At 64.4% G+C, this 24,774-nt stretch carries 19 protein-coding genes; 11 read left to right on the top strand and 8 right to left on the bottom strand.

What is annotated here, in order from left to right; translation table 11 throughout:
- Window positions 1-32: 32 nt before the first annotated feature.
- Genes E3T27_RS02350 through E3T27_RS02335 form a run of 4 tightly spaced genes read left to right on the top strand, consistent with a single transcriptional unit; the run spans window position 33 to window position 4,153 of the window.
- Complete coding sequence (locus E3T27_RS02350; RefSeq protein ID WP_134571433.1) at window positions 33-1,433, top strand: DUF6421 family protein; 1,401 nt, start codon at window positions 33-35, stop codon at window positions 1,431-1,433.
- Window positions 1,433-2,101, top strand: a complete 669-nt coding sequence (locus tag E3T27_RS02345) for an SDR family oxidoreductase (protein WP_241992077.1) — start codon at window positions 1,433-1,435, stop codon at window positions 2,099-2,101. The genes E3T27_RS02350 and E3T27_RS02345 overlap by 1 nt, the downstream gene beginning before the upstream one ends.
- Window positions 2,102-2,159: 58 nt before the next feature.
- The gene (locus E3T27_RS02340) at window positions 2,160-3,044 is read left to right on the top strand and encodes an ABC transporter ATP-binding protein (protein ID WP_104197342.1); all 885 of its coding nucleotides are present in this window, start codon (window positions 2,160-2,162) and stop codon (window positions 3,042-3,044) included.
- Window positions 3,041-4,153, top strand: a complete 1,113-nt coding sequence (locus E3T27_RS02335) for an ABC transporter permease (protein WP_134571432.1) — start codon at window positions 3,041-3,043, stop codon at window positions 4,151-4,153. Before E3T27_RS02340 ends, E3T27_RS02335 begins: the two co-directional genes overlap by 4 nt.
- Window positions 4,154-4,178: 25 nt before the next feature.
- Here E3T27_RS02335 and E3T27_RS02330 read toward each other — a convergent pair whose 3' ends face one another.
- Window positions 4,179-5,030 (bottom strand): phosphatidylinositol-specific phospholipase C/glycerophosphodiester phosphodiesterase family protein, encoded by an 852-nt coding sequence (locus E3T27_RS02330; RefSeq protein WP_134571431.1) that lies wholly within the window; start codon window positions 5,028-5,030, stop codon window positions 4,179-4,181.
- 200 nt (window positions 5,031-5,230) lie between these two features.
- Here E3T27_RS02330 and E3T27_RS02325 point away from each other — a divergent pair, with 200 nt between their 5' ends.
- Window positions 5,231-6,295 (top strand): threonine aldolase family protein, encoded by a 1,065-nt coding sequence (locus E3T27_RS02325; RefSeq protein ID WP_174722164.1) that lies wholly within the window; start codon window positions 5,231-5,233, stop codon window positions 6,293-6,295.
- On the top strand, window positions 6,292-7,977 hold the full coding sequence (locus E3T27_RS02320; RefSeq protein WP_134571430.1) for a long-chain-fatty-acid--CoA ligase: 1,686 nt from the start codon (window positions 6,292-6,294) through the stop codon (window positions 7,975-7,977). Before E3T27_RS02325 ends, E3T27_RS02320 begins: the two co-directional genes overlap by 4 nt.
- Window positions 7,978-8,099: 122 nt before the next feature.
- On the opposite strand, the gene E3T27_RS02315 is transcribed toward E3T27_RS02320, so the two are convergent.
- Together E3T27_RS02315 and E3T27_RS02310 are read right to left on the bottom strand one after the other, a co-directional pair.
- Window positions 8,100-9,149, bottom strand: coding sequence for a zinc-dependent alcohol dehydrogenase family protein (locus E3T27_RS02315; RefSeq protein ID WP_134571429.1), 1,050 nt, complete (start codon window positions 9,147-9,149; stop codon window positions 8,100-8,102).
- A gap of 45 nt (window positions 9,150-9,194) precedes the next feature.
- Complete coding sequence (locus E3T27_RS02310) at window positions 9,195-11,357, bottom strand: ATP-dependent Clp protease ATP-binding subunit (protein WP_134571428.1); 2,163 nt, start codon at window positions 11,355-11,357, stop codon at window positions 9,195-9,197.
- Between the two features lie 279 nt (window positions 11,358-11,636).
- Between E3T27_RS02310 and E3T27_RS02305 the strand changes: the two genes are divergently transcribed.
- The 3 genes from E3T27_RS02305 to E3T27_RS02295 all read left to right on the top strand — a co-directional run bounded on the left by E3T27_RS02305 (window position 11,637) and on the right by E3T27_RS02295 (window position 17,081).
- Entirely contained in the window at window positions 11,637-15,092 is a 3,456-nt protein-coding gene (locus E3T27_RS02305) for a DEAD/DEAH box helicase (RefSeq protein ID WP_134571427.1), read from the top strand.
- 76 nt (window positions 15,093-15,168) lie between these two features.
- Window positions 15,169-16,491, top strand: a complete 1,323-nt coding sequence (locus tag E3T27_RS02300; RefSeq protein ID WP_134571426.1) for a glycosyltransferase 87 family protein — start codon at window positions 15,169-15,171, stop codon at window positions 16,489-16,491.
- Window positions 16,488-17,081 carry a histidine phosphatase family protein gene (locus E3T27_RS02295; protein WP_134571425.1) on the top strand — a complete coding sequence of 198 codons (594 nt, stop codon included), beginning with the start codon at window positions 16,488-16,490 and terminating at the stop codon, window positions 17,079-17,081. The genes E3T27_RS02300 and E3T27_RS02295 overlap by 4 nt, the downstream gene beginning before the upstream one ends.
- A gap of 13 nt (window positions 17,082-17,094) precedes the next feature.
- On the opposite strand, the gene E3T27_RS02290 is transcribed toward E3T27_RS02295, so the two are convergent.
- The 5 genes from E3T27_RS02290 to dnaK all read right to left on the bottom strand — a co-directional run bounded on the left by E3T27_RS02290 (window position 17,095) and on the right by dnaK (window position 22,323).
- Entirely contained in the window at window positions 17,095-18,255 is a 1,161-nt protein-coding gene (locus E3T27_RS02290; protein ID WP_241992076.1) for a class I SAM-dependent methyltransferase, read from the bottom strand.
- A gap of 144 nt (window positions 18,256-18,399) precedes the next feature.
- Window positions 18,400-18,813 carry a heat shock protein transcriptional repressor HspR gene (locus E3T27_RS02285; protein ID WP_104128702.1) on the bottom strand — a complete coding sequence of 138 codons (414 nt, stop codon included), beginning with the start codon at window positions 18,811-18,813 and terminating at the stop codon, window positions 18,400-18,402.
- Between the two features lie 2 nt (window positions 18,814-18,815).
- Window positions 18,816-19,817, bottom strand: a complete 1,002-nt coding sequence (locus E3T27_RS02280) for a DnaJ C-terminal domain-containing protein (RefSeq protein WP_104197332.1) — start codon at window positions 19,815-19,817, stop codon at window positions 18,816-18,818.
- The gene (locus E3T27_RS02275) at window positions 19,810-20,436 is read right to left on the bottom strand and encodes a nucleotide exchange factor GrpE (RefSeq protein WP_134571424.1); all 627 of its coding nucleotides are present in this window, start codon (window positions 20,434-20,436) and stop codon (window positions 19,810-19,812) included. Before E3T27_RS02275 ends, E3T27_RS02280 begins: the two co-directional genes overlap by 8 nt.
- A 9-nt stretch (window positions 20,437-20,445) precedes the next feature.
- A complete protein-coding gene (dnaK, locus tag E3T27_RS02270; RefSeq protein WP_104197330.1) occupies window positions 20,446-22,323 on the bottom strand; it encodes a molecular chaperone DnaK in 1,878 nt (625 codons plus the stop codon).
- A gap of 204 nt (window positions 22,324-22,527) precedes the next feature.
- Here dnaK and E3T27_RS02265 point away from each other — a divergent pair, with 204 nt between their 5' ends.
- On the top strand, window positions 22,528-23,838 hold the full coding sequence (locus E3T27_RS02265; protein WP_134571423.1) for an MFS transporter: 1,311 nt from the start codon (window positions 22,528-22,530) through the stop codon (window positions 23,836-23,838).
- Window positions 23,839-23,956: 118 nt separating this feature from the next.
- The gene (locus E3T27_RS02260) at window positions 23,957-24,757 is read left to right on the top strand and encodes an isocitrate lyase/PEP mutase family protein (RefSeq protein WP_134571422.1); all 801 of its coding nucleotides are present in this window, start codon (window positions 23,957-23,959) and stop codon (window positions 24,755-24,757) included.
- Window positions 24,758-24,774 lie beyond the last annotated feature (17 nt).

Genomic DNA, 24,774 nt, shown 5'->3' with positions numbered 1-24,774 from the left:
AACCGCGACGCTCATTCGAATCGGAGGTTCCCATGTCGATATCTGTTGAAAAAACACACGTAGCTAACGCTCTGGTCGGAGAGCCCGAGGTTCTCGAAGACGGCCTCGCGCAACACCCCTCCTGGCTCAGCCTCAAGGCAGCGGCGACCTCGCTGCAGGCGGTGCAGTCGCAAGACGGCTCCATTACCGACGTGGGCCGGCACGCGGATGCCGCGGCATCCGTTGCGCGCATCACCGCGGCCGTCACCAACCTTGCGCCGCACTTCGCGCACGACGCCGCGTACCTGACCGCCCTGATCGTGGACTTCGACCGCTGGACGTCGGACGGGTTCGGCGTACCCGACTTCTACGACTCCCTGCTGGCCTTCCAGCCGCAGCAACACCGGGTAAACGGGCTGCGCCACCTCGTGGTGTTCCCGATGTACACGCAAAACGGCAGCGCCAATCGCCTGGTCGAAGCCGTGCTGATCGAGGTCATCTGGCCGGAATTCGTCGGCGAACTCGAAGCCGGGTACACGAATAAACTGTTCGTGCCGATTCGGTTTCTCGACTTCACCCCCGGCTACGACACCAACTCGGCCGTGTTGTTTCCCGAGACGGTCGCGATGCGCGAGATTCCCACGTTCACCTGGGGGGCGATCTTCGCCGACCGCGAAGCCGCCCGTTTTCGCCGGGTCGTACGCGCGGCCGCCGAGATCACCCGGCTCGAGCTGCCGGCCGATGCGGCCCTACTGCTGGACGACCAGCATCTCACTGAAGAAACCTTCGTGATGTGGGACCTCATCCACGACCGCACGCACATGCGCGGCGACCTGCCCTTCGACCCGTTCATGATCAAGCAACGCATGCCGTTCTTTCTCTACTCGCTCGAGGAGTTGCGCTGCGACCTGACCGCTTTTCGTGAATCGGTCACGATCGAGCGCAGTGAGCTGGCGAGCCCAGAGGCACGTCGGCACGCGAAACTGGTGCAGTACGCGGTCATCTTCGACCGCATCTTTCGGTTCGCGATCACCGGCAACCGGGTGCGTAACTATGACGGCCTCGGCGGTCAACTGTTGTTCGCCTGGATGCACCAGCACGGCGTGCTGCACTGGACCGACACCCGGCTCACCTTCGACTGGGAAGCCGTGCCCGACGTCGTGATCGCGCTCGGAGCGCAGATCGACGAGCTGTACTGGGCGTCGATCGATCGGCCAAAGAAGGCGCACTGGCTCGCAGCCTACGAGATGATCTCGAAGACCCTCACACCGAATCCGGCCTCGGTCTGGGCCCGCGGGCTGCCGCTCGAGGTGCTCGCCGGGGCGCCCAAGGGCTACACCGACCAGGTTCTTGACGACGAATTTCCGCTGTCGATGTTCTTCGAGGCGCTCGAGAAGAAGATGCGCACGGTCATCGAGTCCACGGCCGGCATCACCGGCAGCGCGGTCGACTAATGGGTGCCAGTTTGGCCGTCGCTGGTCGCACCGTGCTGATCGCCGGGGCGACCAGCACGGCCGGTCTGGCCGTCGCCGCTTCACTAGCGGAGGCCGGCGCGCGAGTCGTAGCCGTCGGCTCCAATCTCAAACGCCTTCAGTCGGTGCTGGTCGTGGCACCGGACGCGGCGCTCTACGAGTGCGATCTTTCAGACTTTGATGCGGTGACCGCGCTCGCCTCAGCGACCGGCCCAATCGATGGCTTGATTCATCTGGTGGGCGGCTGGCGGGGCGGCGGCGGCTTGGCCAGCCAGAGCGACGAAGACTGGGCTTTTCTGCACTCGCACGTGGTCACCACGCTGCGAAACACCACCCGGGCGTTCAACGCCGACCTGCTGGCTTCTTCGGCCGGGCGGCTCGCGATCGTGTCGAGCGTGTCGGTCGACCAGCCCTCGGCGGGCGGCGCGAATTACGCGGCGGCGAAATCAGCAGCCGAAACGTGGGTGCGCGCGGTCGGTCAAGGCTTTGCGAAGGCCGGCGACACCGCCGCGGCAGTGATTTTCGTCGTACGTTCCCTGGACGGCCTGGAAATAGAGCTGGCTACCGGCGTGACGCGTCTGTGGGATGAGGCGGCGGCATCCGTCAATGCCAGCCGGGTTGTACTGGCTCTTGAGGCCCCCGAAACCTGATACCTACTCGCCCGCTGGTCCGCGCTACCGTGAAGGCACGCACGACGAAAGGGCGGGAATGCTCGACATCAGGGGAGTCACCAAGCGCTATGGCACAAGAGCGGTGCTCACCGACGTGAGTTTCACGGTCGGGGATGGCCGCATGACCGGCTTTGTCGGAGCGAACGGCGCCGGTAAGACCACCACTATGCGCATCATTCTCGGCGTGCTGTCGCCCAATTCCGGCACCGTCCTCATCGACGGAGTGCCGGTGACGGCGAGCGACCGCCGCCGGTTCGGGTACATGCCCGAAGAACGCGGCCTGTACCCGAAGATGAAGGTTGCCGAACAGCTGGTGTACCTGGCCCGCCTGCACGGGCTGGCACCAGCATTCGCCCGGCGCAATACCGACGATCTGCTGGAACGCCTCGGCCTCACCGAACGCGCCAGTGACACCGTCGAATCACTCTCGCTGGGCAACCAGCAGCGCGCTCAGATCGCCGCTGCTCTCGTGCACGACCCCGAATTTCTCGTGCTCGACGAACCGTTCTCCGGCCTCGACCCGCTCGCAGTGGAGGTGGTGATGAGCGTGCTCACCGGCTACGCCGCCCAGGGCGCGCCCGTGCTGTTCTCCTCGCACCAGCTCGATATCGTCGAGAGGCTCTGCGACGACCTCGTCATCATCGCCGACGGCGAGATTCGCGCGCACGGCTCCCGCGAGGCCCTGCGCGAGCAGCACAGCAGCCCTCGTTTTGAGATTCGCACCGCGGGCGACACCGGCTGGATCCGCTCACAACCCGGCATCACCGTCATCGACTTCGACGGCGACTTCGCCGTCTTCGAAAGCGAAACGGATGCCGCCAGCCAAGCCGTTCTGCAGCGTGCGATCGCGCTCGGCGCGGTACACACCTTCAGCCAGCAGCGACCTTCGCTCGCCACCATCTTCAAGGAAGTCATCGCATGAGCAACGTGACACGTCCGGTGCACACCGCGCCCACCTTCGCCCAGAGCGTCTGGCTGGTTTCCAACCGCGAGATCACGGCACGCCTGCGCAGCAAATCCTTTCTCATCGCGACCGGCATTCTGCTGCTCATCTCCGTGGCGTCGGTCATCGTCGGCAGTCTGGCCAGCCAGAATGAAAGCCTCACCAAGGTGGCCGTTGTCGGCACGGCCATCAGCGTCGTCGAACAAACCAAAGCCTTCGATATCGTCGAATCCGACACTGTCACAGGCGCCGAAGCGCTCGTGCGTGACGGCACCGTCGACGCGGCCGTAGTGCCCTCGGACAGTGCCGATTCGCTGCTCGGCATCACGGTGATCGCCCTGGATTCGGCGCCGCGCGATGTTCTCGGCACGCTCAGCGTGAGCCCCGATGTGAAAATTCTCGAGCCGGCCTCGCAAGACGGTTTTCTCGCCTACCTCGTTGCCATCGGCTTTGGCATCATCTTTCTCATGTCGGCGACCACCTTTGGCGCCACCATCGCTCAGAGTGTGGTCGAAGAGAAGCAAACACGCATCGTCGAGATTCTCCTGTCGACCATCTCGGTGCGGGCGCTGCTGGCCGGCAAGGTACTCGGCAACAGCTTGATGGCGTTCGGACAGATCGTATCCATCGGCCTGTTGGTGTCGATCGGCCTGGCGGTGACCGGGCAACGGTTGCTCCTGGCCGACGTCGGCCCGGCCATCGTCTGGTTCGCCGTGTTCTTCGCCTTCGGATTCGTGTTGCTCGCCGCGCTCTATGCGGCAACGGCTTCGATGGTGTCCCGGCAGGAAGACGTGGGCTCAGCGACTTCACCGGTGCTGTTCCTCGTCATGATCCCTTATTTCATGGTGGTCTTCTTCAACGACAACCCGCTCGTGCTGGCAATCATGTCGTATGTGCCGTTCTCAGCGCCGGTCGGGATGCCGGTGCGCATCTTTCTGGGCCAGGCCGAATGGTGGGAACCCGTGCTCTCCCTGGTCGTGCTGGCACTGTCGACAATGGTGGTGATTTTGATCGGGTCGCGCATCTACTCCAACGCGCTGCTGCGCATGGGAGCCCGCGTGTCACTGCGCGACGCCCTGAAAAGCTAGCGGGAGGCCGAGGCGCACCGGCTCGCTAGTTTCGACTCCCGAGGAACTCCGCCAGTGCGGCGAGATCATCGGTGTTGATGTGGTCAACTCCAGCCGAGTGCAGCTGGGTCCAGATGGCCTCGCGGGCTGCGCCGGGCACGTCCAGGGTTCCCCAGAAGCGCACGCGGTAACCGTTGGTATGCGCCAGCTCCACATAGTCGCGCAGCTTGACCTTCTCGTTCTCCGGCATGGGACCCGCACCCTGCCAGGCGAAGAGCTTGTTCCAGTTCTCACTGACCAGCGGCATAAGATCGGCCGGTAGCCCGGACGCCAGGTCGGTGGAACGCCCATCGTAGAAGGCGAACCGCGACTTCAGATTTTGCATGGTTTCCAGGGGCCGGTTGCCGCTGACGACGGCGATCACCGGTCCAGTTTGTGTCTTGCCGTTGCTGTACCGGGTCATCATGGAACGGTGCCCCGCCAGCTCTTTCTCGATTGCGGCGTAGCTGCTCTCACCGTCGCTCTTGATATCGATCAGCAGTTGGAAGCTGCCATCCCATCCGGGGTAGACGCTGCGGCCGTGCCCGCGCAGAAGTTCGGACAGTGGATCGAGGTAGAGGCTTTCCAGGGTGACCCCCGGTTGAACATCCACGAGATCGTGGGCGACGAGAAGTTCACCGCCCACAAGCCAGACATCCGCTTCCACGCTGGTGAAACCCTGTTCGAGGGCATCGAAGAGAGGGCGGTCATGCTCGTAGTCATTGTGAGCATGGGCGGCATCCTGCGGGGTGCCAAGGACGACACGCGACGGTGCCTCCGCCACACGTGGGGAGGCACCGGTGACGGTTGTGACGGCGACGAGAGCGATGAGGGCCGAAGCGGCAACTCTGAAATACATGGGGTCTCTTTCCGAGCGGAGGAAGCTACGCGAAGGCGTATAGCTTTACGGTTTATCCGCACTCTGTGTCCGCCCGGCAAACGAATGATGAACCGGCCATGGCCATAGAGGTTGCTCGTGCGCGAGGCGTCGATGCGCAACGAATCGCGGGAAAATACCGGGAGCCTGAATCGCCCAGCCGAATGCGGGAGGATGGACGAGTGACCCAACTCCATGATCTGTCTTCCCGCGGCTTCGCCTCCGACAATTACTCTGGAATCCATCCGGAAATTCTGGAGGCGATTGTCCAGGCCAACGGTGCCCACCAGATCGCCTACGGCGAAGACGTCTACACGACCCGGCTGCAAGAGGTCTTCGCCCGACAGTTCGGCGAGGGCGTCGAAGCTTTTCCGGTGTTCAACGGCACCGGGGCCAACGTCACCGGCCTCCAGTCGATGCTGCCACGCTGGGGCGCCGTGATCTGTACAGCCACCGCACACATCCACAACGACGAGGGCGGCGCTCCGGAACACGTCGGCGGGTTCAAACTTCTTCCGGTGATCACCGCAGACGGCAAGCTCACCCCCGAACTCATCGATCAGGAAGCCTGGGGCTGGGGCGATGAGCACCGCGCCCAGCCGCTCGTCGTGGCCATCACCCAGACCACCGAGCTTGGCACCGCGTATACGGTCGACGAGGTGCGCGCGATTGCCGATCACGCGCACTCCAAAGGCATGACGCTGCACATGGACGGTGCTCGCATCTCCAACGCGGCGGCGAGCCTCGGGGTGCCGCTGCGTGCCTTCACGCGCGATGCCGGCGTCGACGTACTCAGCTTCGGCGGCACCAAGAACGGCATGATGCTGGGTGAGTGCATCGTGGTATTGAACCCGGCTGCATCCACTGGTTTGAAGTTTCTGCGCAAGTCGAACATGCAGCTCTCCAGCAAGATGCGTTTCATCTCGGCGCAGCTCATCGCGCTGCTCGACGGGGACCTGTGGTTACACAACGCCTCCCATTCCAATGCGATGGCCGCCCGTCTGCGCGACGCGCTCGAAAGCGCAATCTCCCAGGGCACTATCACCGGGCTGGCTTTCAGCCAGACCACGCAGGCCAACGCCATTTTCGCCACCCTGCCCGCCGGCGTCGCCGACCGGCTGCGCGAACATTTTCGCTTCTACGACTGGGACGCCACCAAAAACGAGGTGCGCTGGATGTGCGGCTTCGACACCACCGAAGACGACGTCGACATGTTCGTGGCCGCGATCACCCGGGAGTTGTCGTGACCTTCACGCACCGGCCGTGGCTCGCCTCGTACGCGCCCGGCGTTCCCGGCACGATCGCCGAGACCACCGAAACCCTCACCGACATGATGGAGACCTCGGCTGAACGGTTTGCGCCGGCGATCGCACTGGACTTCTTCGGCTCCAGCACCACCTACGCCGAGCTTGGAGAACAGATTTCCCGGGCCGCGAACGGCCTGCGCAAACTCGGCGTGAGCCCGGGCGACCGCGTTGCCCTCGTGCTGCCGAACTGTCCGCAGCACGTCGTCGCGTTTTATGCCGTACTGCGCCTCGGTGCCATCGTGGTCGAGCACAATCCGCTCTACACCGACCGAGAACTGCGCCATCAATTCGAAGATCACGGCGCCCGCGTCGCGATCGTGTGGAACAAGGTCTACGAGTCGGCGCGCAGGTTCCCCAAAGACATGGGCGTAGCGGATATCGTCACCGTCGACCTCACGCGTGCGATGCCGTTCTCGAAACGGCTGGCCCTCAAACTACCGATCAAAAAAGCCCAGGACGCTCGTGCTTCTCTTACCGCCGGGCCCGGAAAGGGCGCGATCAGCTGGGAGTCGATCGTGGGCGCCCGCAAACTGCACCCATCACACCAGCGGCCCTTGCTCACGGATACGGCCGTGCTGCAGTACACGAGCGGCACAACCGGCACCCCGAAGGGCGCCATCCTGAGCCATTACAACCTGCGCGCCAACGCCGCGCAGGGTTCCGCTTGGGTAGCAGGCCTCCGCCCCGGCGATGAGACCGTCTACGGCGTTCTTCCGATGTTCCATGCCTACGGCCTCACCCTTTGCCTCACCTTTGCGATGAGCATCGGCGCCCGCCTCGTACTGTTTCCCAAGTTCGACGAGAAGCTCGTGCTCGACGCGGCCAAGCACGCACCGCCCACCTTTTTGCCGGCGGTCCCGCCGATCTACGACCGCTTAGTCACGGCCGCAGCGAAGAAAAAGGTGAGCCTTGCGGGCGTCCGCTTTGCTATTTCGGGCGCGATGAACCTGCCGGTGTCCATCGTGGAACGCTGGGAAGAGGCCACCGGCGGGCTATTGGTCGAAGGTTACGGCATGACCGAGGCGTCACCGATCGTCGCCGGCAACCCGGTCGGCCCGAGCCGTCGCCCCGGAACGGTCGGTGTGCCGTTTCCGAGCACCGACATTCGTGTGGTCGACCCGGAAGACCCCACAATCGAGCGCGGCTTCGACGAGGAGGGCGAGCTGCTCGTCGCCGGCCCGCAGGTCTTCTCCGGCTATTGGGACCGCCCGAGCGAGAGCGCCGAGGTGCTGCTCCCCGGCGGCTGGCTACGCACCGGCGACATCGTGCGAGTCTCGGCCGACGGCTTCATCACCATCATCGACCGCCTGAAGGAACTCATCATCACGGGCGGTTTCAACGTGTCGCCGTCCGAGGTTGAAGAGACTCTGTTGTCGCACCCCGACATCAACGACGCGGCCGCGGTCGGGCTGCCGAGCCCGACCGGCGGCGAAGACGTCGTGGCGGTCGTGGTGCTGCGGCCCGGCGTCGACCTCGATGTGACTGCGGTGCGTGAATACTGCCGCACCCGGCTGTCGTCCTACAAGGTGCCGCGGCGCATCGTCGAGGTCGACGACCTGCCGCGCAGTCTGCTCGGCAAAGTGCTGCGCCGCGAGGTGCGTAACCGACTGCAAGGCAAATAGGCTGTGCGGTCAACCGTGAAGCCTTCGATGGAATAGTACGCACTCCGAATGAGATCGCTCCGGCGCACGCAAAATGCCCGTTGGCCTCAGCCAAACGGGCATTTTTTGCTATCGCGGGCGGGTTATGGTCGCAGCAGCACCTTGATGGCTCGGCGTTCATCCATCGCGGCGTAGGCTTCGGCCACTTCGGCCAAGGGAAGCTCCAGGTCGAAGACCCGACCGGGGTTGATTTGGCCCGAAAGAACCTCGGGCAGTAGTTCCTCGATATAGCCGCGAACGGATGCCACGCCGCCGTTCACGCCCACGTTGCGTCCAAAGAGCGAGCGGATGGGCAGCTCGGCGCCGCCGTTGGGTACGCCGACGTAGCCGACCATCCCACCGGGCCGCGTTGACCGGATGGCCTGATCCATGGATTCCTTGGTGCCAACGCACTCCAGCACGCAATCGGCGCCGATTCCATCGAACAGCGCCTGCACCGCCGCAACACCCTCATCACCCCGTTCTTCGATGATGTCCGTCGCACCGAATTCGCGGGCCACGGCCTGGCGATCAGCGTGACGGGACATAGCGACGATGCGGCTCGCGCCGAGTCGCTTGCTCGCGAGTATGGCGCAGAGCCCGACGGCTCCGTCACCGACGACGACAACGGTACTGCCGACGGTGACGCCGGCAGACACGGCCGCGTGGTGTCCGGTGCCTAAGACGTCCGAGAGGGTCAACAGTCCCGGGATCAGAGCGTCGTCCGGCACCTCGGCGGTTGCCACGAGCGTTCCATCGGCATGGGGAACGCGTACCCGCTCGCCCTGGGCGCCGTCGGCGAAGCCGCCCATGTCGTCTTTCTCGCCCCACGGAACAAGGTGGAGGCAGGAAAAGCTCACGCCGTTGCGGCAGTTGACGCAGGTGTTGTCGCAGTCGTAGAAGGGCGCAATGACGAAGTCTCCGACCTTGACGGTCGAAACGTCTGGGCCGATTTCCTCGACGATGCCCACAAACTCGTGGCCAATGCGGTGTGGCTCTTTGGTGGCGGTCACGCCGCGGTAGGGCCACAGGTCAGACCCACAGACGCAGGCCGCGACCACCCGAACGATGGCGTCGCCACCGGTCGAAAGTACAGGGTCAGGAACTTCTTCGAGGCGAATATCTCGTTCGCCATAAATCACAGTTGCTTTCATTGATAAACCCTAACCCGCCCAACCCGGATCTACCCCCCCTTCGGGTCACATCGTCGCTGCGAGTGACGGAGCGGATGCCACGGTGAGCGCGTCACCGTCGGCCGCCAGCGCCACCAGAACCGTGTCGCCGTCACGAATGTCGCCGGCCAGCAGCGCCCTCGCCAGGCGGTCGTCGATCTCGCGCTGCATGAGACGCCGCAACGGACGCGCACCATAGATCGGGTCGTAACCACGCTCAGCCAGCCACCGGCGGGCATCCGGTGTTACGGCGAGGTCCAGCCGGCGTTCGGCGAGACGCTTCTGCAATCGGTCGACGTCGAGTTCGACGATTTCGCCGAGCTCATCGGTTGTCAGCGAGGAGAACACCACGATGTCGTCGAGCCGGTTGACGAACTCCGGCTTGAAAGCCTGTCGCACGAGGCCCTGCACTGCCGCCTCTTTCTGTTCCACCGACAGGGTCGGGTCGGTCAGAAACTGCGAACCGAGATTCGAGGTGAGCACGAGAATGGTGTTGCGAAAATCTACCGTGCGCCCCTGGCCGTCGGTGAGGCGGCCGTCGTCGAGCACCTGCAACAGCACGTCGAACACCTCGGGGTGCGCTTTCTCCACCTCATCGAAGAGAATCACCGAGTACGGGCGACGCCGCACGGCCTCGGTGAGCTGGCCGCCCTGCTCGTAGCCGACATAGCCAGGAGGCGCTCCCACCAGGCGGGACACCGAGAACTTCTCACCGTACTCACTCATGTCGATGCGCACCATAGCTTTTTCATCGTCGAACAGAAACTCGGCGAGCGCCTTGGCCAGCTCGGTCTTGCCGACGCCGGTCGGGCCGAGAAAGAGAAAGGATCCGGTCGGCCGGTCGGGGTCGGAAATGCCGGCACGCGAACGCCGCACGGCGTCGGCGACCGCGCTCACGGCGCGCTTCTGTCCAATCAGGCGGTGGCCGAGCTCGTTTTCAAGGTTGAGCAGTTTGTCGGTTTCGCCCTGCAGCAGCCGGCCGACCGGAATGCCCGTCCACGCGGCGACCACGGCGGCGATATCCTCGCTCGCGACCTGGTCGTTCACCATGCGCGGGCCGACGGATTCTTCCTGTTCGGCGTCGGCGAGCGCGCGCTCCATCACCGGAATGTCCCCGTAGAGCAGCCGGGACGCCTTCTCGAGGTCTCCCTCACGCTGCGCCCGGTCAGATTCAATGCGGGCGGCGTCGAGCCGCTCACGCAGCTCGCCGACCCGGTTCAGCGAGGCCCGCTCGTTGTCCCAGCGCGCCTGCAACTCTTTGAGGTTGGCCTGGCGCTCCACCAGATCGCTACGCAGCTTCACCAGACGCGCCTTCGAGGCATCGTCCTTCTCCTTCTTGAGAGCGAGCTCTTCGAGCTTGAGCCGATCGACGCTGCGCCGCAGTTCGTCGATCTCCACCGGCGAGGAATCGATCTCCATGCGCAGCCGGCTCGCAGCCTCGTCGATGAGGTCGATGGCCTTGTCGGGCAGCTGGCGGGCGGTGATGTAGCGATTGGAGAGGGATGCCGCGGCCACGAGGGCAGAATCGGCGATGGTCACCTTGTGGTGGGCTTCATAGCGTTCCTTGAGCCCGCGGAGGATGGCCACGGTGTCCTCAACCGACGGTTCGTCGACGAGCACCGGCTGGAAGCGGCGCTCGAGCGCGGCATCCTTTTCAATGAATTCGCGGTACTCGTTGAGGGTCGTGGCACCGATCAGGCGCAGTTCGCCGCGGGCGAGCATGGGCTTGAGCATGTTGCTGGCCGCGACGGAGCCTTCGCCGCCGCCAGCACCCATCAGAGTGTGCAGTTCGTCGACGAAGGTGATGATCTGCCCGTCGGCGTCGTTGATCTGCTTGAGTACGGCCTTGAGCCGTTCCTCGAACTCACCGCGATACTTGGCGCCGGCTACGAGGGCAGCGAGGTCGAGGGAGACCAGTTGCTTGTCTTTGAGTGAGTCGGCGACGTCTCCGGCTACGATGCGCTGGGCCAGCCCCTCGACCACGGCCGTCTTGCCGACGCCGGGTTCTCCGATCAGCACGGGGTTGTTCTTGGTGCGCCGGGTGAGCACCTGGCTGATCCGGCGAATTTCGGCGTCACGCCCGATCACCGGGTCGAGCTTGCCACTGCGGGCGATGTCGGTGAGGTTCACCCCATACAACTCGAGGGCCGTCTTGGCGTCTTGCTGCGGTGGTCGCTGACCGGCTTGCATCGCTGTCTCCTCTAAAGTTGAGCCTTGCTGGCTCAAGTTTAGTACCCCGGCCATCTCCCCGGCGTCGAATATTCGAGGGCTGAACATCTCGTCTGCCCATACGGCTGACACCAGTCATCTGCCGGTGTCGCGGCACTCGTCAGAGTTCAGGGCACCCCGGGTTAGGAGTGCCACCGCCACCGACGAGTGCCGCGAAAGCGGCGCAATCAGCGCGGGGCCGGGCAGCCTCCCGTGAGACAATAAAGGTTGGTCCCATTTTCTTACGGAGCTCCCCCACCTATGGCTCATTCCCTCAGCACTCATGAGATCGCCCGCATCGTTGGCAGCCAGTCGTTCTCGCGCGGTGAACGGTACGCCCGCAATGGGCACGTCACCGAGCAGTCCTGGGCCTCGTCGGGGACACACCTCACCGGTCGAGTGAGTGGCACCAGCCCACAGCCGTACACCGTACTCGTTTCGTTCACGCTCAATGCTGCCGGCCAGGCTGTGCGGGCCAGCGGAACCTGCACCTGCCCCATGGGCAGCAACTGCAAGCACGTCGCCGCCCTGCTCCTGGCCAGCCGCAGCACGCCCGCCGAACTGAACGCTGAGCGCGCCGCCTCGAACGTGCGCGCCATCGGCGACCGTCGCACGCCCGTGTTCGAATCGACCTTTGTGCCGGGCGCATACCAGCCGACCACCCCGGTACCGGTCATTCCCATTCGCCCGCCAGTGCCCGCCTGGCGCGCCGCCCTGGCGCCGATCGCCAAGCCGACTGCCGGCGACACCGTCACAAGCACGGCCCTCGCGCTGCAATTCGACCTGCTCGACCCGGCCTACAGCCCGAACAGACGCCCGGCCCCCCGCCGTCTCGGCGCACGCCCGATGGTCATGGGAAAGAAGGGCAAATGGATTCGAGGCTCCCTCACCTGGGACAACCTGTCCTGGACCCCCGGCACTTATAACCGCGCCCACCGCAAAATTCTGAACGCCCTCTACGCCCTCTCGGCCACCGGCCAGCGCTATTACAGCTACACCGACCACTGGCTCTACCTCGACAATTTTGAGAACAAGGCCCTCTGGGACCTGCTGCACGAAGCACAGTTGAGCGGGCTGCCCATGGTCTGCGCTACGGATGCCCAGAATCCCGTTCTGCTCTCGCCCACGCCGGCCGCGCTCGAGTTGAACATTCGCCGCGACGACGAGGGCCTGCAACTGACCCCGTTGCTCATGCTGGGCGAACAGCTGCACCGCGGCGCCGAATTCGGATTCATTGGTGACCCGGCGCACGGCGCCTACACGTTCACGAGCCCCGCTGACCCGCTCGCAACCGGCAGGCAGCTCGTTCTCGCACCACTGAATGCACAGGTCAGCTCTGAGATCCGCGCGCTCGCTGTCACCGGGGGCTTTGACATTCCAGCCAACGACGAGCCTTCATTCCTAGCTGATTACTACCCGTTTCTGCAGCAAAAATTGACCCTGACCAGTCACGACGCCTCGTTCGAGCTGCCCAGAACGGCTCGACCCCAGCTGGCGCTGACGATCACCCACCAAACGGATGCCCGCATCACCGTCGCGTGGGAATGGCACTACGTCGCGCCCACCGAATCGGTCCCGGAGTCGAGCAGCACGGACGCGGTCGAACCGGCCCCCGTGCTGTACCGCCATCCCCTGCGCCCGACGCCCGGCGACACCCGCTTTCGCGACCTCACCCGCGAACACGACACGCTGCAAGCGGTCAGCCGAGAAATCGCCTCGTTCTCGGAGCTCTGGCAACCTGCCACACCGATCAGCCCGGCCCGACTCCTTGAGCAGTCAGAACTTCGCAGCGCCATCATGATCACGTTTCTCAGTGAGGCCGTGCCGAAACTCGAGGCCGCCGGCATCGCCGTGCAAGTCTCGGCCGACGCCCCGAGCTACCGTGAAGCCGACGAAGCGCCGGTGATCAGCCTCGCCACCACCGAAAGCACCGACACCCGAGACTGGTTCGATCTCGCCGTTACCGTGACGATCGAGGGCGAAGACATCCCCTTCGACGACTTGTTTCGGGCGCTGGCCACCGATCAAGACCTGATGATCCTCGACAGCGGCACGTACTTCAGTCTCGACCGGCCCGAACTGCAGCAGCTGCGGCGGCTGATCGAAGAAGCCCGCGGCCTGCAGGAGAGCAACGCAGGCACGCTTGGTCTCAGCCGTTTTCAGGCCGACCTGTGGGACGAACTGCAACTGCTCGGTGTCGTCGCCGAGCAGGCTGCGTCCTGGCGCAGCGCCGTCGAGGGTCTCGCCGCCCTGCACGGCTCGGCTGAGGCCGCACCCATCGCCGAACGCCCGCTCCCGCCGGCCGTGCATGCCACCCTGCGTGCCTACCAGCAGACCGGATTCGACTGGCTCAGCTTTCTCTACGACCACCAGCTTGGCGGCGTGCTCGCCGACGACATGGGACTCGGCAAGACGCTGCAGGCCATCGCCCTCATTGCCCACGCCCGCGACAGCCAACGCGCTGCGGAAGGCTCCACTCGCAAGCGCTTTCTCGTGGTCGCTCCCACAAGCGTCGTCTCCAACTGGGCCACCGAATGCGCTCGGTTCGCGCCCGACCTGACGACAACAGCCATCACCCAGACCACCGGCAAACGCGGCTCCAGCCTGCTCGATGAAATGGGCCAAGCAGACGTCGTGATCACCTCATACACGCTGTTCCGACTCGATTTCGAAGAGTACAACGCTCACGACTGGGCCGGGCTGCTGCTCGACGAGGCCCAGTTCGTCAAGAACCACCAGAGCAAGGCGCACGTTTGCGCCCGGCGCCTGCGCACCCCTTTCAAGCTCGCCATCACCGGAACCCCGATGGAAAACAACCTGATGGAGCTGTGGTCGCTGCTCTCCATTACCGCGCCGGGCCTGTTCCCGAGCCCGAGCCGTTTTGCCGACTACTACCGCAAGCCCATTGAAACGGATGCCGACGCCGACCGGCTCGCGCAGCTGCGCCGCCGCATCCGACCCTTCATGCTGCGGCGCACGAAGGCCGAAGTCGCCAGCGACCTGCCCGAGAAGCAGGAACAGGTGCTCGAACTCGACCTACACCCGAGGCACCGCAAGGTCTACGACATGCACCTTGCCCGAGAACGGCAGAAGGTGCTCGGCCTGATCGAGGACATGAACGCGAACCGGTTCGAGATTTTTCGCTCACTCACCATGCTGCGCCAGCTCAGTCTCGACGCCAGCCTGTATGACGCGAAGTACGACAGTATTCCCTCGACCAAGCTCGACGCCCTGCTGGAACTTCTGGAAGATACCGTCGCCGAGGGTCACCGAACCCTGATCTTCAGCCAGTTCACCCAGTACCTCGGCAAGGCACGGGACCGGCTCGACGCCGCCGGCATCAGCTATTCCTACCTCGACGGCAAGACCCGCAACCGGGCCAAGGCCATCAGCGACTTCAAAGAGGGCTCCAGCTCCGTCTTTCTGATCAGCCTCAAGGCTGGCGGATTCGGACTCAACCTCACCGAGGCCGACTACGTCATTCTGCTCGACCCGTGGTGGAACCCGGCGACCGAAGCCCAGGCCGTCGACCGCGTACACCGCATCGGACAAACAAAGAATGTCATGGTCTATCGCCTGGTCTCCAAGGACACCATCGAAGAAAAAGTCATGGCCCTCAAAGCCACCAAAGCGCGCCTGTTCGAAAGCGTCATGACCGACGGAGCGCCGCAGGGCACCGCCCTGACCGCGGCCGACATTCGCGAACTCCTGGCTTGAGGCGACACCAACAGTTCATCCAGCCCCCCTAGACTGCGGGCGACGGCACCACGTCGCACACTGCAGAAACGGTCCTATGTCCACCATTTTTGATCGGGTCGACGCTCGCCTGGCTCGCACACTCACTCCGGCTCGCCGCCTGACGCTGCAACGCCCGCGTACCCTCGCGCTCGGTTTTCTCGGTCTGCACGCGGTGTTCCTGTTCGCCCTGCTGCCCACCATCCTGACCGGTCGGGTACTCGGCGACCTTCCGCTGTACCGAACCTGGGCTGAACTCGGCCTGGAGCACGGCATCTGGCAGGGTATCGATACCGGGTGGGTGTACCCGATCGGCGCCATGCTGCCGATCGCCTTCGCGGGCATCGCCGGTCCGCTCCTCTACCAACTCCTGTGGTACCTGCTGACCACCGCGTTGAATGCCGTCGCGGTCGGAGCGCTCACCGACTGGGGACGTCGCCGCGGTGGCTTCAAATCGGCCTGGTACTGGCTGTTCGCGTCGTTTCTGCTGAGCCCGGTCGGGCTACTGCGGCTGGAAGGACTCACAGCACCGCTCGTCATTGTCGGACTCGTGCTGCTCGCGCGCCGGCCGGCCGTCGCGGCGATTGTGCTGACCCTCGCCACCTGGATCAAGGTGTGGCCAGCGGCCGTGTTCCTCGCGGTGGTCACCGTGTCGCCGCGTCGTCGCACGGTGGTGCTTATCGGTGCGGCCGTCTCGGCGGGGGTGGCGGCATTCGTCTGGCTTGTGGGGGGCCTGCAATATCTCACCAGTTTCGTCACCGAACAATCTGACCGTGCCCTGCAACTCGAGGCGCCCATCACAACTGTGTGGGTGTGGCTGGCCACACTCGGTCACCACAGCACGTTCATCTACGAGAATTTCGCCATCGCCACCCGTGAGGTGAGCGGACCCGGTACCGACGTGGTCGCTTCCCTGATGACGCCGGTCATGTTCGGCGCCATCGCGGCGATTTTCGTGCTGATGCTCATTGCCCAGCATCGGCGAGCGGATGCCGGCCAACTGCTGCTTGTCGGAGCCCTTGCCCTTGTCAGCGCGTTCATCGTCTTCAACAAGGTCGGTTCACCGCAATACATGTTGTGGCTGGTGCCGGTGGTTTCGGTCGGTGTCGGCCGCAGCTGGGCTGAGTGGCGGGTGCCCGCCACGCTGACGCTGGCTATCTCCGGCCTGACGACGCTCGTCTTTCCCATTTTCTACCTGCCGCTCATCGACGGCGATCTGTTCTCCCTGCTGCTGCTGACAGCGCGCAACGCGCTGCTCGTCGTGCTGCTGGCCTGGGCGATCACCGACCTGGCCAGTCTGGCTTGGGCTCTGCCGAAACGGGAAGCGCGCATTTTGGCCCGCCGCGCACTCCCAGTCGGCCAAGGCAGAATAGACCAGTGACCACGACGACAACCTTCGCCCTCATCCGCCACGGCCAGACCGATTGGAACGCCGCCGCGCGCATCCAGGGCGCCACCGACATTCCGCTGAACGACGTGGGGCGCGGCCAGGCAGCGGCTGCCGTCGCCCCACTCTCCCGGTATGAGTGGGATTTCATTGTCTCGTCGCCGCTTTCTCGTGCGGCCGAAACCGCTGACCTGATCGGCGAAGAGCTGGGCCTCGACGCGGCCCGCCGCATTCCGGGTCTGATCGAGCGCGATTACGGACCAGCCGAGGGCCTAAGCGCCGGCACCCAGCTGGACGCCCTGCGTTTTCCGGGGGGATTCCACGGTGCCGAGACCGAGGAAGCCGTCGCCGCGCGTGGCATCGACGCCCTGTGCGAGCTCGCTCGAAATCACCCCGGAGAGCGCATCATCGTCGTCGCGCACGGCACGCTCATTCGACTGAGCCTCGAAAACGCCCTGGACCAGTCCATCGGCAGCATCAACAATGCCTCGATCAACCTCGTGCACCACCACTACGACCACGCGGATAGCGCGGCCGAGTGGCAGCTCGAGGTGCTCAACGGCGAGCTGCTCGTGCGCGCCTGACCACGGCGTAACGTCAGCGGCCGGTCGACACCGTCACCGTGAATTTGGTGTTGCGGCCAACCTGGCGGGTCGAACCGACGATGCGGGTGAGCATCGGACGGTAACCGAGGTGGGTGTTCCACACGGTCCACAGTTCTCCGCCGGGTGCCAGTACCCGCGCCGCGTCGATGAAGAGTTTCTCAGCGAGGCCCGCATGCACCGACGCTCCAATATGAAACGGCGGGTTGAGCAGAATCAGATCACCCGAGTTATCCGGCTGGCCAGACAGGCCATCGGCGCGCACGACGGTGACACGATCGGCGAGCGCGTTGGCGTCGATGGTTGCGCGAGCGGATGCGACGGCCACAGCCGACTGATCCGTCGCGAGCACCTGCAGCAGCGGGCGCTGGGCCGCCAAGGCCGCGGCGAGCACTCCGGTGCCGCAGCCGAGGTCGATGGCGCGCTCGGCGTCGGGCTTCATTCGGTCGAGCACCTCGAGCAGCGCCCGGGTGCCGATGTCGATGCTGGTTCCGGCGAATACGCCACCGTGGCCGCGCACGGTGAGGTCGAAGTCGTCGTGCTTTTCGCTGCGTGGCCAGTCGCTCGTCGACGAGGCCAACGGTGCGGAAGCGATGAGCACGCGCGACTTCTGGCGGGCCGGGCGCACATTGAGGGCCCCGAAATGGCGGCGCAGCACCTCATTCATGCTCACGGTCATGTGCTTGATGCGGCCGCCGGCAAAGACGATCACGTCGGGAGCGGCGTACTTGGCGACGGCGGCGGCGATCTCGTCGAGCGCGTCGAGGCTCTTCGGCAGCTGTAACAGCACGACGTGGGCGTCTTTCAACAACTCTTCGCCGAGCGGCAGTGAGCGGTAGGCATCCGTCAGGTCGACGCCGGAGGCGTTGCTGTCGAGCGCATATTCGCCCGAGAGCGCGTCCTGGTAGACACGGATGCCGCGGGCGTTGTGCAGGGCAGCGGCACCGAGGGTCAGGGCGCCATAGCGATCCTCGAGCACGACGACGCCACCGGCACGATATGCCGCGAGTGCGCCAGCGGCCTCATCGAGAATGAGGCGGTCACTCGCGTCGACGGCGAACAGGTTCTCCGCCTCAATGTCGGGGCGACGACGCAGGCGGTCGAAATCGAACCCGTTCATGCCGTTGTTCGACACGGCCTCGTTTTCGTCCGACATGGCGCTTTTCGACGAAGTGTTTGCGTTCCGCGGCGCGGACTGGTCATACGCGTCCGATTTGGACATGGATCCCCCTGAGAGTAGTGCTGGTGCGACCAGTTCGTGCTGTGGGGCAGAAACGTGAAGCTTGTTACAGATAACTGACTATGGTCTGGGCTGCCGCCAGATGACAACCTGGTTGCTGCGCCTGGTGCGGGTGCCCGCCTTCATGGAAATAACATCGCCGGCCGAGCCAGCCGCGAAAACGCGGCGGCCCGGTCGGTTCAGTAGTTCGTCGGCGAGCGTCGATTCCAACTCGCGCAGGCGATTTTCGAGCCCGCGCACGTGATCCTCGAGTTCGAGGATACGACGGATGCCTTCCAAACTCACACCTTCAGAGCCCAGTTCCGCAATTTCACGGAGCTTTGCCACGTCGAGCATGGAGTACCGTCGGCTCTTGCCGGGGGTGCGTTCTGGGCTGACAAGGCCCAGGCGATCGTATTGGCGCAGGGTTTGCGGGTGCATTCCCGCAAGCTCAGCCGCCGTCGAAATCACGAAAACCCGGGTGGTCTCGTCCATAATCAGCCCTTAGCCCGAGCAATCAGTTCATCGCGCGGGTTCTCCTTCGGCAGCGCTTCGGCAAACGCGGCGAGTTTCTCTTCGGCATCCTTCGACAGGTGTGAGGGCACAGCGACCTGCACGACCGCGAGCAGGTCGCCCGTGCCCTTGGCCGTGGTGACGCCGCGACCCTTGACCCGCAGCACCCTGCCACCAGGAGTACCGGGGGCAACGCGCAACTTGACGGGGCTGCCGCCGAGGGTGGGTACCTCGATCGTCGCGCCGAGGCTGGCCTCGACGAAAGTGACCGGTACGGTTACCCGCAGATTGAGTCCGTCGCGTTCGAACACCGGGTGTTTGCGCACGGTGATCGTCAGCACGATGTCGCCGGTTTCTCCACCGTCCGGGCTCGGCTGCCCCTTGCCACGCAGGCGAATCTTCTGCCCATCGGCGACTCCGGCCGGAACCTTGACCTTGATCGGTCGACCGTCCTGGGTTTGCAGGCTGATCTGGTCGCCCTGGGTGGCTGTGATGAAGTCGATGGTCGTCGAGGCGATCACGTCACGCCCGCGGGTCGGTGCGCCCGAGCCGCGGTAGCCACCGGTGGGGTTGCCGAAACCGCCCCCACCTTGGCCACCTCGTCCGAACATACCCCCGAGGATATCGTCGAAACCGCCCTGTTCGAAGGTGTAACTCTGCTGACGGCTTCCGCCGCCGAACATGCCTCCGAAAGCGTCCTCGAAGCCGCCACTCTGGGCCCGGCCGCCGGGCGCGGCGAACCGCGCCCCGCTTCCCATTGCCCGCACGGCGTCATATTCCTTGCGCTGGGCTGCATCATTCAGCACCGAGTGCGCCTCACTCAATTCCTTGAACTTCGCCTCAGCGGCGGGGTTCCCCGGGTTGGAGTCCGGGTGGTATTTACGAGCGAGTTTTCGATACGCCTTCTTCAACTCGGCCGGCGTGACATCTTTCGATACCCCGAGAACCTTGTAGAAGTCTTTGTCAAACCAGTCCTGGCTAGCCATCGCTCGGTACCTGAACGACAACCTTGGCCGCACGCAACAGCGTGGAACCGAGGTAGTACCCCGTCTCCGCGACGTCGCCAACGGTTTCGGTGTCGACGACCGCACTGGGCTGCTGGAAGATCGCCTCGTGCATAGTCGGGTCGAAGGGGTCGCCGACCGCGCCGAACGAGGTGAGTCCAAGACGCTCAACGCTCGAACGCAGCTTGGCCGCGATCGTGGCGAAGGCCGAGTCGGGCACGAGGTCGCCGTGCTTCTCCGCCCGGTAGATATCGTCGAGTACCGGAATCAGGATCTTGACGATATCCCCGGTCACGCGCTCTTTCTCTATGGCACGGTTGGCTTCGGTGCGCCGACGGTAGTTGGCGTACTCCGCCGTCACGCGCTTGAGGTCGGCGAGGTGTTCACTCGTCGGCTCGGCGACTTCGCGCTCTGCCGCGTCCAGGATGTCCTGAACGGTCAACTCGTCTTCTTCGATTCCGTCGGCCGAGGCCGCAGCTTCGCCATCAGCAACGGATGCCGAGTCAGGCACCGATTCTGCAGGGATGCCCGCGCCCGCCGCGGCGGTGCCGTCATCCGGCACCCCCGCAGCGTCGTTGTCGGGATTTTTCTTGTCAGCCATAGTTGCGGCCTACTTCTTTGTCTTGTCGTCTTCGTCGTCGTCAACAACCTCGGCGTCGACAACGTCTTCGTCTTTGTTCTCCTCGGCGGGAGTCTCGTCGGTACCGGCCTCGTCGGAGCCGGCGGCGGCATCCGCCTGGCTGGACTTGTAGATGGCTTCGCCGAGCTTGCCCTGGCTTTCGTTGAGCTTGTCGAACGCGGTCTTCACCGCGTCGTCGTCGTCGCCCGCAAGAGCAGACTTGAGGGCGTCGACATCAGCCTGCACCTCATTCTTCACGTCTTCGGGCAGCTTGTCGACGTTGTCCTTGATCAGCTTCTCGATCGAGTAGGCAAGCTGCTCGGCCGTGTTGCGGGTCTCGGCGACTTCGCGCAGGCGCTTGTCTTCGGCGGCGTGCTCTTCGCCCTCGCGCACCATGCGCTCGATGTCTTCCTTCGCGAGCGAGGATCCGCCCGTGATGGTCATCGACTGCTCCGTTCCGGTGCCCTTGTCCTTGGCGGACACGTGCACGATGCCGTTGGCGTCGATGTCGAAGGTGACCTCAACCTGCGGAATTCCGCGCGGCGCCGGGGCGATGCCGGTGAGCTCGAAGGTTCCGAGGTTCTTGTTGTCGCGGGTGAACTCACGCTCACCCTGGAACACCTGGATCGCAACGGACGGCTGGTTGTCGTCGGCCGTCGTGAAGGTTTCGCTGCGCTTGGTCGGGATGGCCGTGTTGCGCTCGATCAGGCGGGTCATGATGCCGCCCTTGGTCTCGATGCCCAGGCTCAGCGGGGTGACGTCGATGAGCAGAACGTCCTTGCGCTCGCCTTTCAGCACGCCAGCCTGGAGGGCAGCGCCAACGGCGACGACCTCGTCCGGGTTGACGCCCTTGTTCGGGTCCTTGCCGCCGGTCTCGCTCTTGACGAGCTCGTAGACGGCGGGCATACGCGTGGAGCCACCGACGAGAACGACGTGGGCGATGTCGCCGACCTTGACGCCGGCCTCACGGATGACGTCCTGGAAGGGCTTCTTGGTGCGGTCGAGCAGGTCTTCGGTCATTTTCTCGAACTGGGCGCGGGTGAGCGTCTCGTCGAGGTTGGCCGGGCCGTTTTCGGTCAACGACAGGTAGGGCAGCTGGATGCTCGTCGACATGCTCGACGAGAGTTCCTTCTTGGCCTGCTCGGCGGCTTCCTTCAGGCGCTGCTTGGCGATCTTGTCCTTGGACACGTCAACGCCGGTGGTCTCCTTGAAGCGCTTGATCAGGTGATCAACGATGCGCTGGTCCCAGTCGTCGCCGCCGAGGCGGTTGTCACCGGCGGTCGAGCGCACCTGGATGGTGGAGAAGTCGTCGTCCTTGCCCACCTCGAGCAGGGATACGTCGAAGGTTCCACCTCCGAGGTCGAAGACCAGGATGAGCTCGTCTTCCTTGCCCTTGTCGAGGCCGTAGGCCAGCGCGGCGGCGGTGGGCTCGTTGATGATGCGCAGCACGTTGAGTCCGGCGATCTCGCCGGCCTCCTTGGTGGCCTGACGCTCGGCGTCGTTGAAGTATGCGGGCACGGTCACGACGGCGTCGGTGACCTTCTCGCCCAGGTACTGCTCGGCGTCACGCTTGAGCTTGGCGAGGATGCGCGCCGAAATCTCCTGCGGGGTGTACTTCTTGTCGTCGATGGCGACGTTCCAGCCGGTGCCCATGTGGCGCTTGACGCTGGAGATGGTGCGATCGACGTTGGTGACGTTCTGACGCTTGGCGGTTTCTCCGACGAGGACCTCGCCGTCCTTGGTGAACGCGACCACCGAGGGGGTAGTGCGCAAGCCTTCAGCGTTGGCGATGACGGTGGGTTCTCCACCTTCGAGCACGGCCACCACAGAGTTGGTGGTTCCGAGGTCAATACCTACTGCACGAGCCATGTGGGTTGTTCTCCTTCAATCATGTGCGAAACGAACATCAAAGTAATCTCAAGACTTGAGCCTCGATGGCTCAAGTATTCCAGCGCTGTCGCGTCCCTGTCAATTTCTGTGGCTGAAAGCTGAGTGTGAGTGACTCAACTTTAGAAAAAGGTCGCTCTAACGCAGCTCATCCAGATGTTTACCGCCGGGCAGTAGATTGTGGATATGACCGAGACTGTCACCGTCGACGCGGGTGCCCCTCCAACGCGTGGTCGGGTGGTGGCCTGGGCGTTCTGGGACTGGGGATCAGCGGCGTTCAACGCCGTGGTCACGACGTTCGTGTTCAGTGTCTACCTCACTGGCTCGTCGTTCGGCGATGAAAACGTCGTCTCCGCGCAGTTGGGTTGGGCACTCGCCATTGCCGGACTGCTGGTGGCGGTACTCGCCCCGGTCACCGGGCAACGATCTGATACCTCGGGTAGGCGTAAATTCTGGCTGGGTGCCAATACCTTCGTGGTTGTCGGCCTCACCACGGCCATGTTCTTCGTCGAGGCCAGCCCCAGCTATCTGATGCTCGGACTCGTTCTGCTCGCTGCGGGCAACGTCTTCTTCGAATTCGCGGGCGTCAATTACAACGCGATGCTCAGCCAGGTGTCCACTCCCCGCAGCATCGGCAAGGTCAGCGGGTTCGGCTGGGGCATGGGCTACCTGGGTGGGATCGTGCTGCTGCTCATCGTCTACTTCGGCTTCATCGCTCCCGAGGTGGGTTTATTCGGTGTGACCAGCGAGAACGGCCTGGCCGTGCGCGTCACGATGCTCGTTGCCGCCGCCTGGTTCGCGCTCTTCGCCCTGCCGGTGCTGCTGCGGGTGCCCGAATATCGGGTTCCCGCGACCATCCGCCGCGAGAAGATCGGTTTCTTTCGCAGCTATGTCATTCTCGCTCGCGACGTCAAACGCCTCTGGAACACCAGCCGTCCTATCGTCTACTTTCTGTTGGCGAGTGCCGTTTTTCGTGATGGCCTCGCCGGCGTCTTCACGTTTGGAGGGGTGCTCGCGGCATCCGTTTTCGGATTCTCGCCGGGCGAGGTGATTCTCTTCGCTATCGCCGCCAATGTGGTCGCCGGCATCGCCACCATGGCGGTGGGGGTGCTCGATGATCGTCTCGGTGCGAAACCGGTGATCGTGACCGCACTCGTTGGCCTCTTGGTGAGCGGGATGCTCGTGTTTCTGCTGCACGACGGCGGCCAGATCGTCTTTTGGACCGCTGGCCTCGCCCTCTGCCTGTTCGTCGGCCCGGCCCAATCGGCCAGCCGCACCTTTCTGGCACGTCTCATTCCCATCGGCCGCGAGGGCGAAGTCTTCGGGCTGTACGCGACGACCGGTCGCGCCGTCAGCTTTTTGGCCCCGACTTCCTTCGCGGTCTTCGTATCGATCTTCGGCGCCACCCACTGGGGCATCCTGGGCATCATGCTGGTGCTGCTCCTCGGCCTGCTCCTGCTGATCCCGGTCACGGCACGGCAGCAGCAGATCCGCTAGCCCAGCTCACGCCCATGCTGGGCAGTGTCGGTGGGAGCCAGGCCGTCGCTCCCTGAGCATCCGCTGAAATAGGGCTGTCCCCTCGCTTAGTGGACACAGGCCGGTCAGACTGAATGGTATGACACATACCCAGCTCCAGAAGGCCGAACTTTTGCTCTCGTTGCACAAGCCCGGTGAGCCTCTCATCGTGACCAACGTGTGGGACGCCATCACCGCCAAGGTCGTCGCCGACGCGCCCGGCGTCAAGGCCCTCGCGACTGCGAGCCACTCCATCTCGAACGTGCGCGGCCTGCCAGACGGCGAGGGCCTCTCCCTCGACGAGGCCATCATCGCTGCCACGATCATCGCCGGCGCTGTCGACGTGCCCGTCTCGGCCGATTTCGAGAAGGGGTACGCACCGGATGCCGTTGGTGTAACCCGCAACGTGCGTCGCCTCATCGAGGAATCCGGCATTGTCGGCATCAATATCGAGGACTCCGTCGGCGCGGCAAAGGCCCCGCAGTTCGACATCGAAACCGCCGCCGCCCGCGTGGCCGCGGCCAGAGCCGGAGCCGACCAGAGCGGCATTCCGCTCGTGATCAACGCGCGCGTCGACACCCTGGCCGGCGGAGGCGACTGGGGAGAAGCCGTGGCCCGTGCCAACGCCTACCTCGGCGCCGGCGCCGACGTCATCTTCTTCCTCGGCTTGACCGACGAAGATAAAGTCGCCCGTGCGATTGAGCAGGTCAACGGCAAAATCTCCGTGATCGGCGCGCCCGGACTTGTTCCGCTTCAGCGTCTCGCCGAGCTCGGCGTCTCCCGGGTCAGCTTCGGCCCGGGCACCCTCGCGCTGACCCTGGCCGCCCTGCAGGCCGCAGCCACGAATCTCACCGCTCTCGGCGACTACCCCGCCGATCTCGGGTTCAAGTTCGCCCTGTAATCCGCCTGGACACCGAG

The organism is Cryobacterium lyxosi (assembly GCF_004403345.1).
GTDB lineage: Bacteria > Actinomycetota > Actinomycetes > Actinomycetales > Microbacteriaceae > Cryobacterium > Cryobacterium lyxosi.
The sequence above is the reverse complement of the archived record's forward strand: the minus strand, read 5'-3'. Positions and strand labels throughout refer to the sequence as shown.

What these genes read in the sequence shown, in the direction of transcription:
- E3T27_RS02350 (WP_134571433.1), top strand. Translation starts at nt 33, where the DNA reads ATGTCGATATCTGTTGAAAAAACACACGTAGCTAACGCTCTGGTCGGA.
- E3T27_RS02345 (WP_241992077.1), top strand. Translation starts at nt 1,433, where the DNA reads ATGGGTGCCAGTTTGGCCGTCGCTGGTCGCACCGTGCTGATCGCCGGG.
- E3T27_RS02340 (WP_104197342.1), top strand. Translation starts at nt 2,160, where the DNA reads ATGCTCGACATCAGGGGAGTCACCAAGCGCTATGGCACAAGAGCGGTG.
- E3T27_RS02335 (WP_134571432.1), top strand. Translation starts at nt 3,041, where the DNA reads ATGAGCAACGTGACACGTCCGGTGCACACCGCGCCCACCTTCGCCCAG.
- E3T27_RS02330 (WP_134571431.1), bottom strand. Translation starts at nt 5,030, where the DNA reads ATGTATTTCAGAGTTGCCGCTTCGGCCCTCATCGCTCTCGTCGCCGTC.
- E3T27_RS02315 (WP_134571429.1), bottom strand. Translation starts at nt 9,149, where the DNA reads ATGAAAGCAACTGTGATTTATGGCGAACGAGATATTCGCCTCGAAGAA.
- E3T27_RS02310 (WP_134571428.1), bottom strand. Translation starts at nt 11,357, where the DNA reads ATGCAAGCCGGTCAGCGACCACCGCAGCAAGACGCCAAGACGGCCCTC.
- E3T27_RS02305 (WP_134571427.1), top strand. Translation starts at nt 11,637, where the DNA reads ATGGCTCATTCCCTCAGCACTCATGAGATCGCCCGCATCGTTGGCAGC.
- E3T27_RS02300 (WP_134571426.1), top strand. Translation starts at nt 15,169, where the DNA reads ATGTCCACCATTTTTGATCGGGTCGACGCTCGCCTGGCTCGCACACTC.
- E3T27_RS02290 (WP_241992076.1), bottom strand. Translation starts at nt 18,255, where the DNA reads ATGTCGGACGAAAACGAGGCCGTGTCGAACAACGGCATGAACGGGTTC.
- E3T27_RS02285 (WP_104128702.1), bottom strand. Translation starts at nt 18,813, where the DNA reads ATGGACGAGACCACCCGGGTTTTCGTGATTTCGACGGCGGCTGAGCTT.
- E3T27_RS02280 (WP_104197332.1), bottom strand. Translation starts at nt 19,817, where the DNA reads ATGGCTAGCCAGGACTGGTTTGACAAAGACTTCTACAAGGTTCTCGGG.
- E3T27_RS02275 (WP_134571424.1), bottom strand. Translation starts at nt 20,436, where the DNA reads ATGGCTGACAAGAAAAATCCCGACAACGACGCTGCGGGGGTGCCGGAT.
- dnaK (WP_104197330.1), bottom strand. Translation starts at nt 22,323, where the DNA reads ATGGCTCGTGCAGTAGGTATTGACCTCGGAACCACCAACTCTGTGGTG.
- E3T27_RS02265 (WP_134571423.1), top strand. Translation starts at nt 22,528, where the DNA reads ATGACCGAGACTGTCACCGTCGACGCGGGTGCCCCTCCAACGCGTGGT.
- E3T27_RS02260 (WP_134571422.1), top strand. Translation starts at nt 23,957, where the DNA reads ATGACACATACCCAGCTCCAGAAGGCCGAACTTTTGCTCTCGTTGCAC.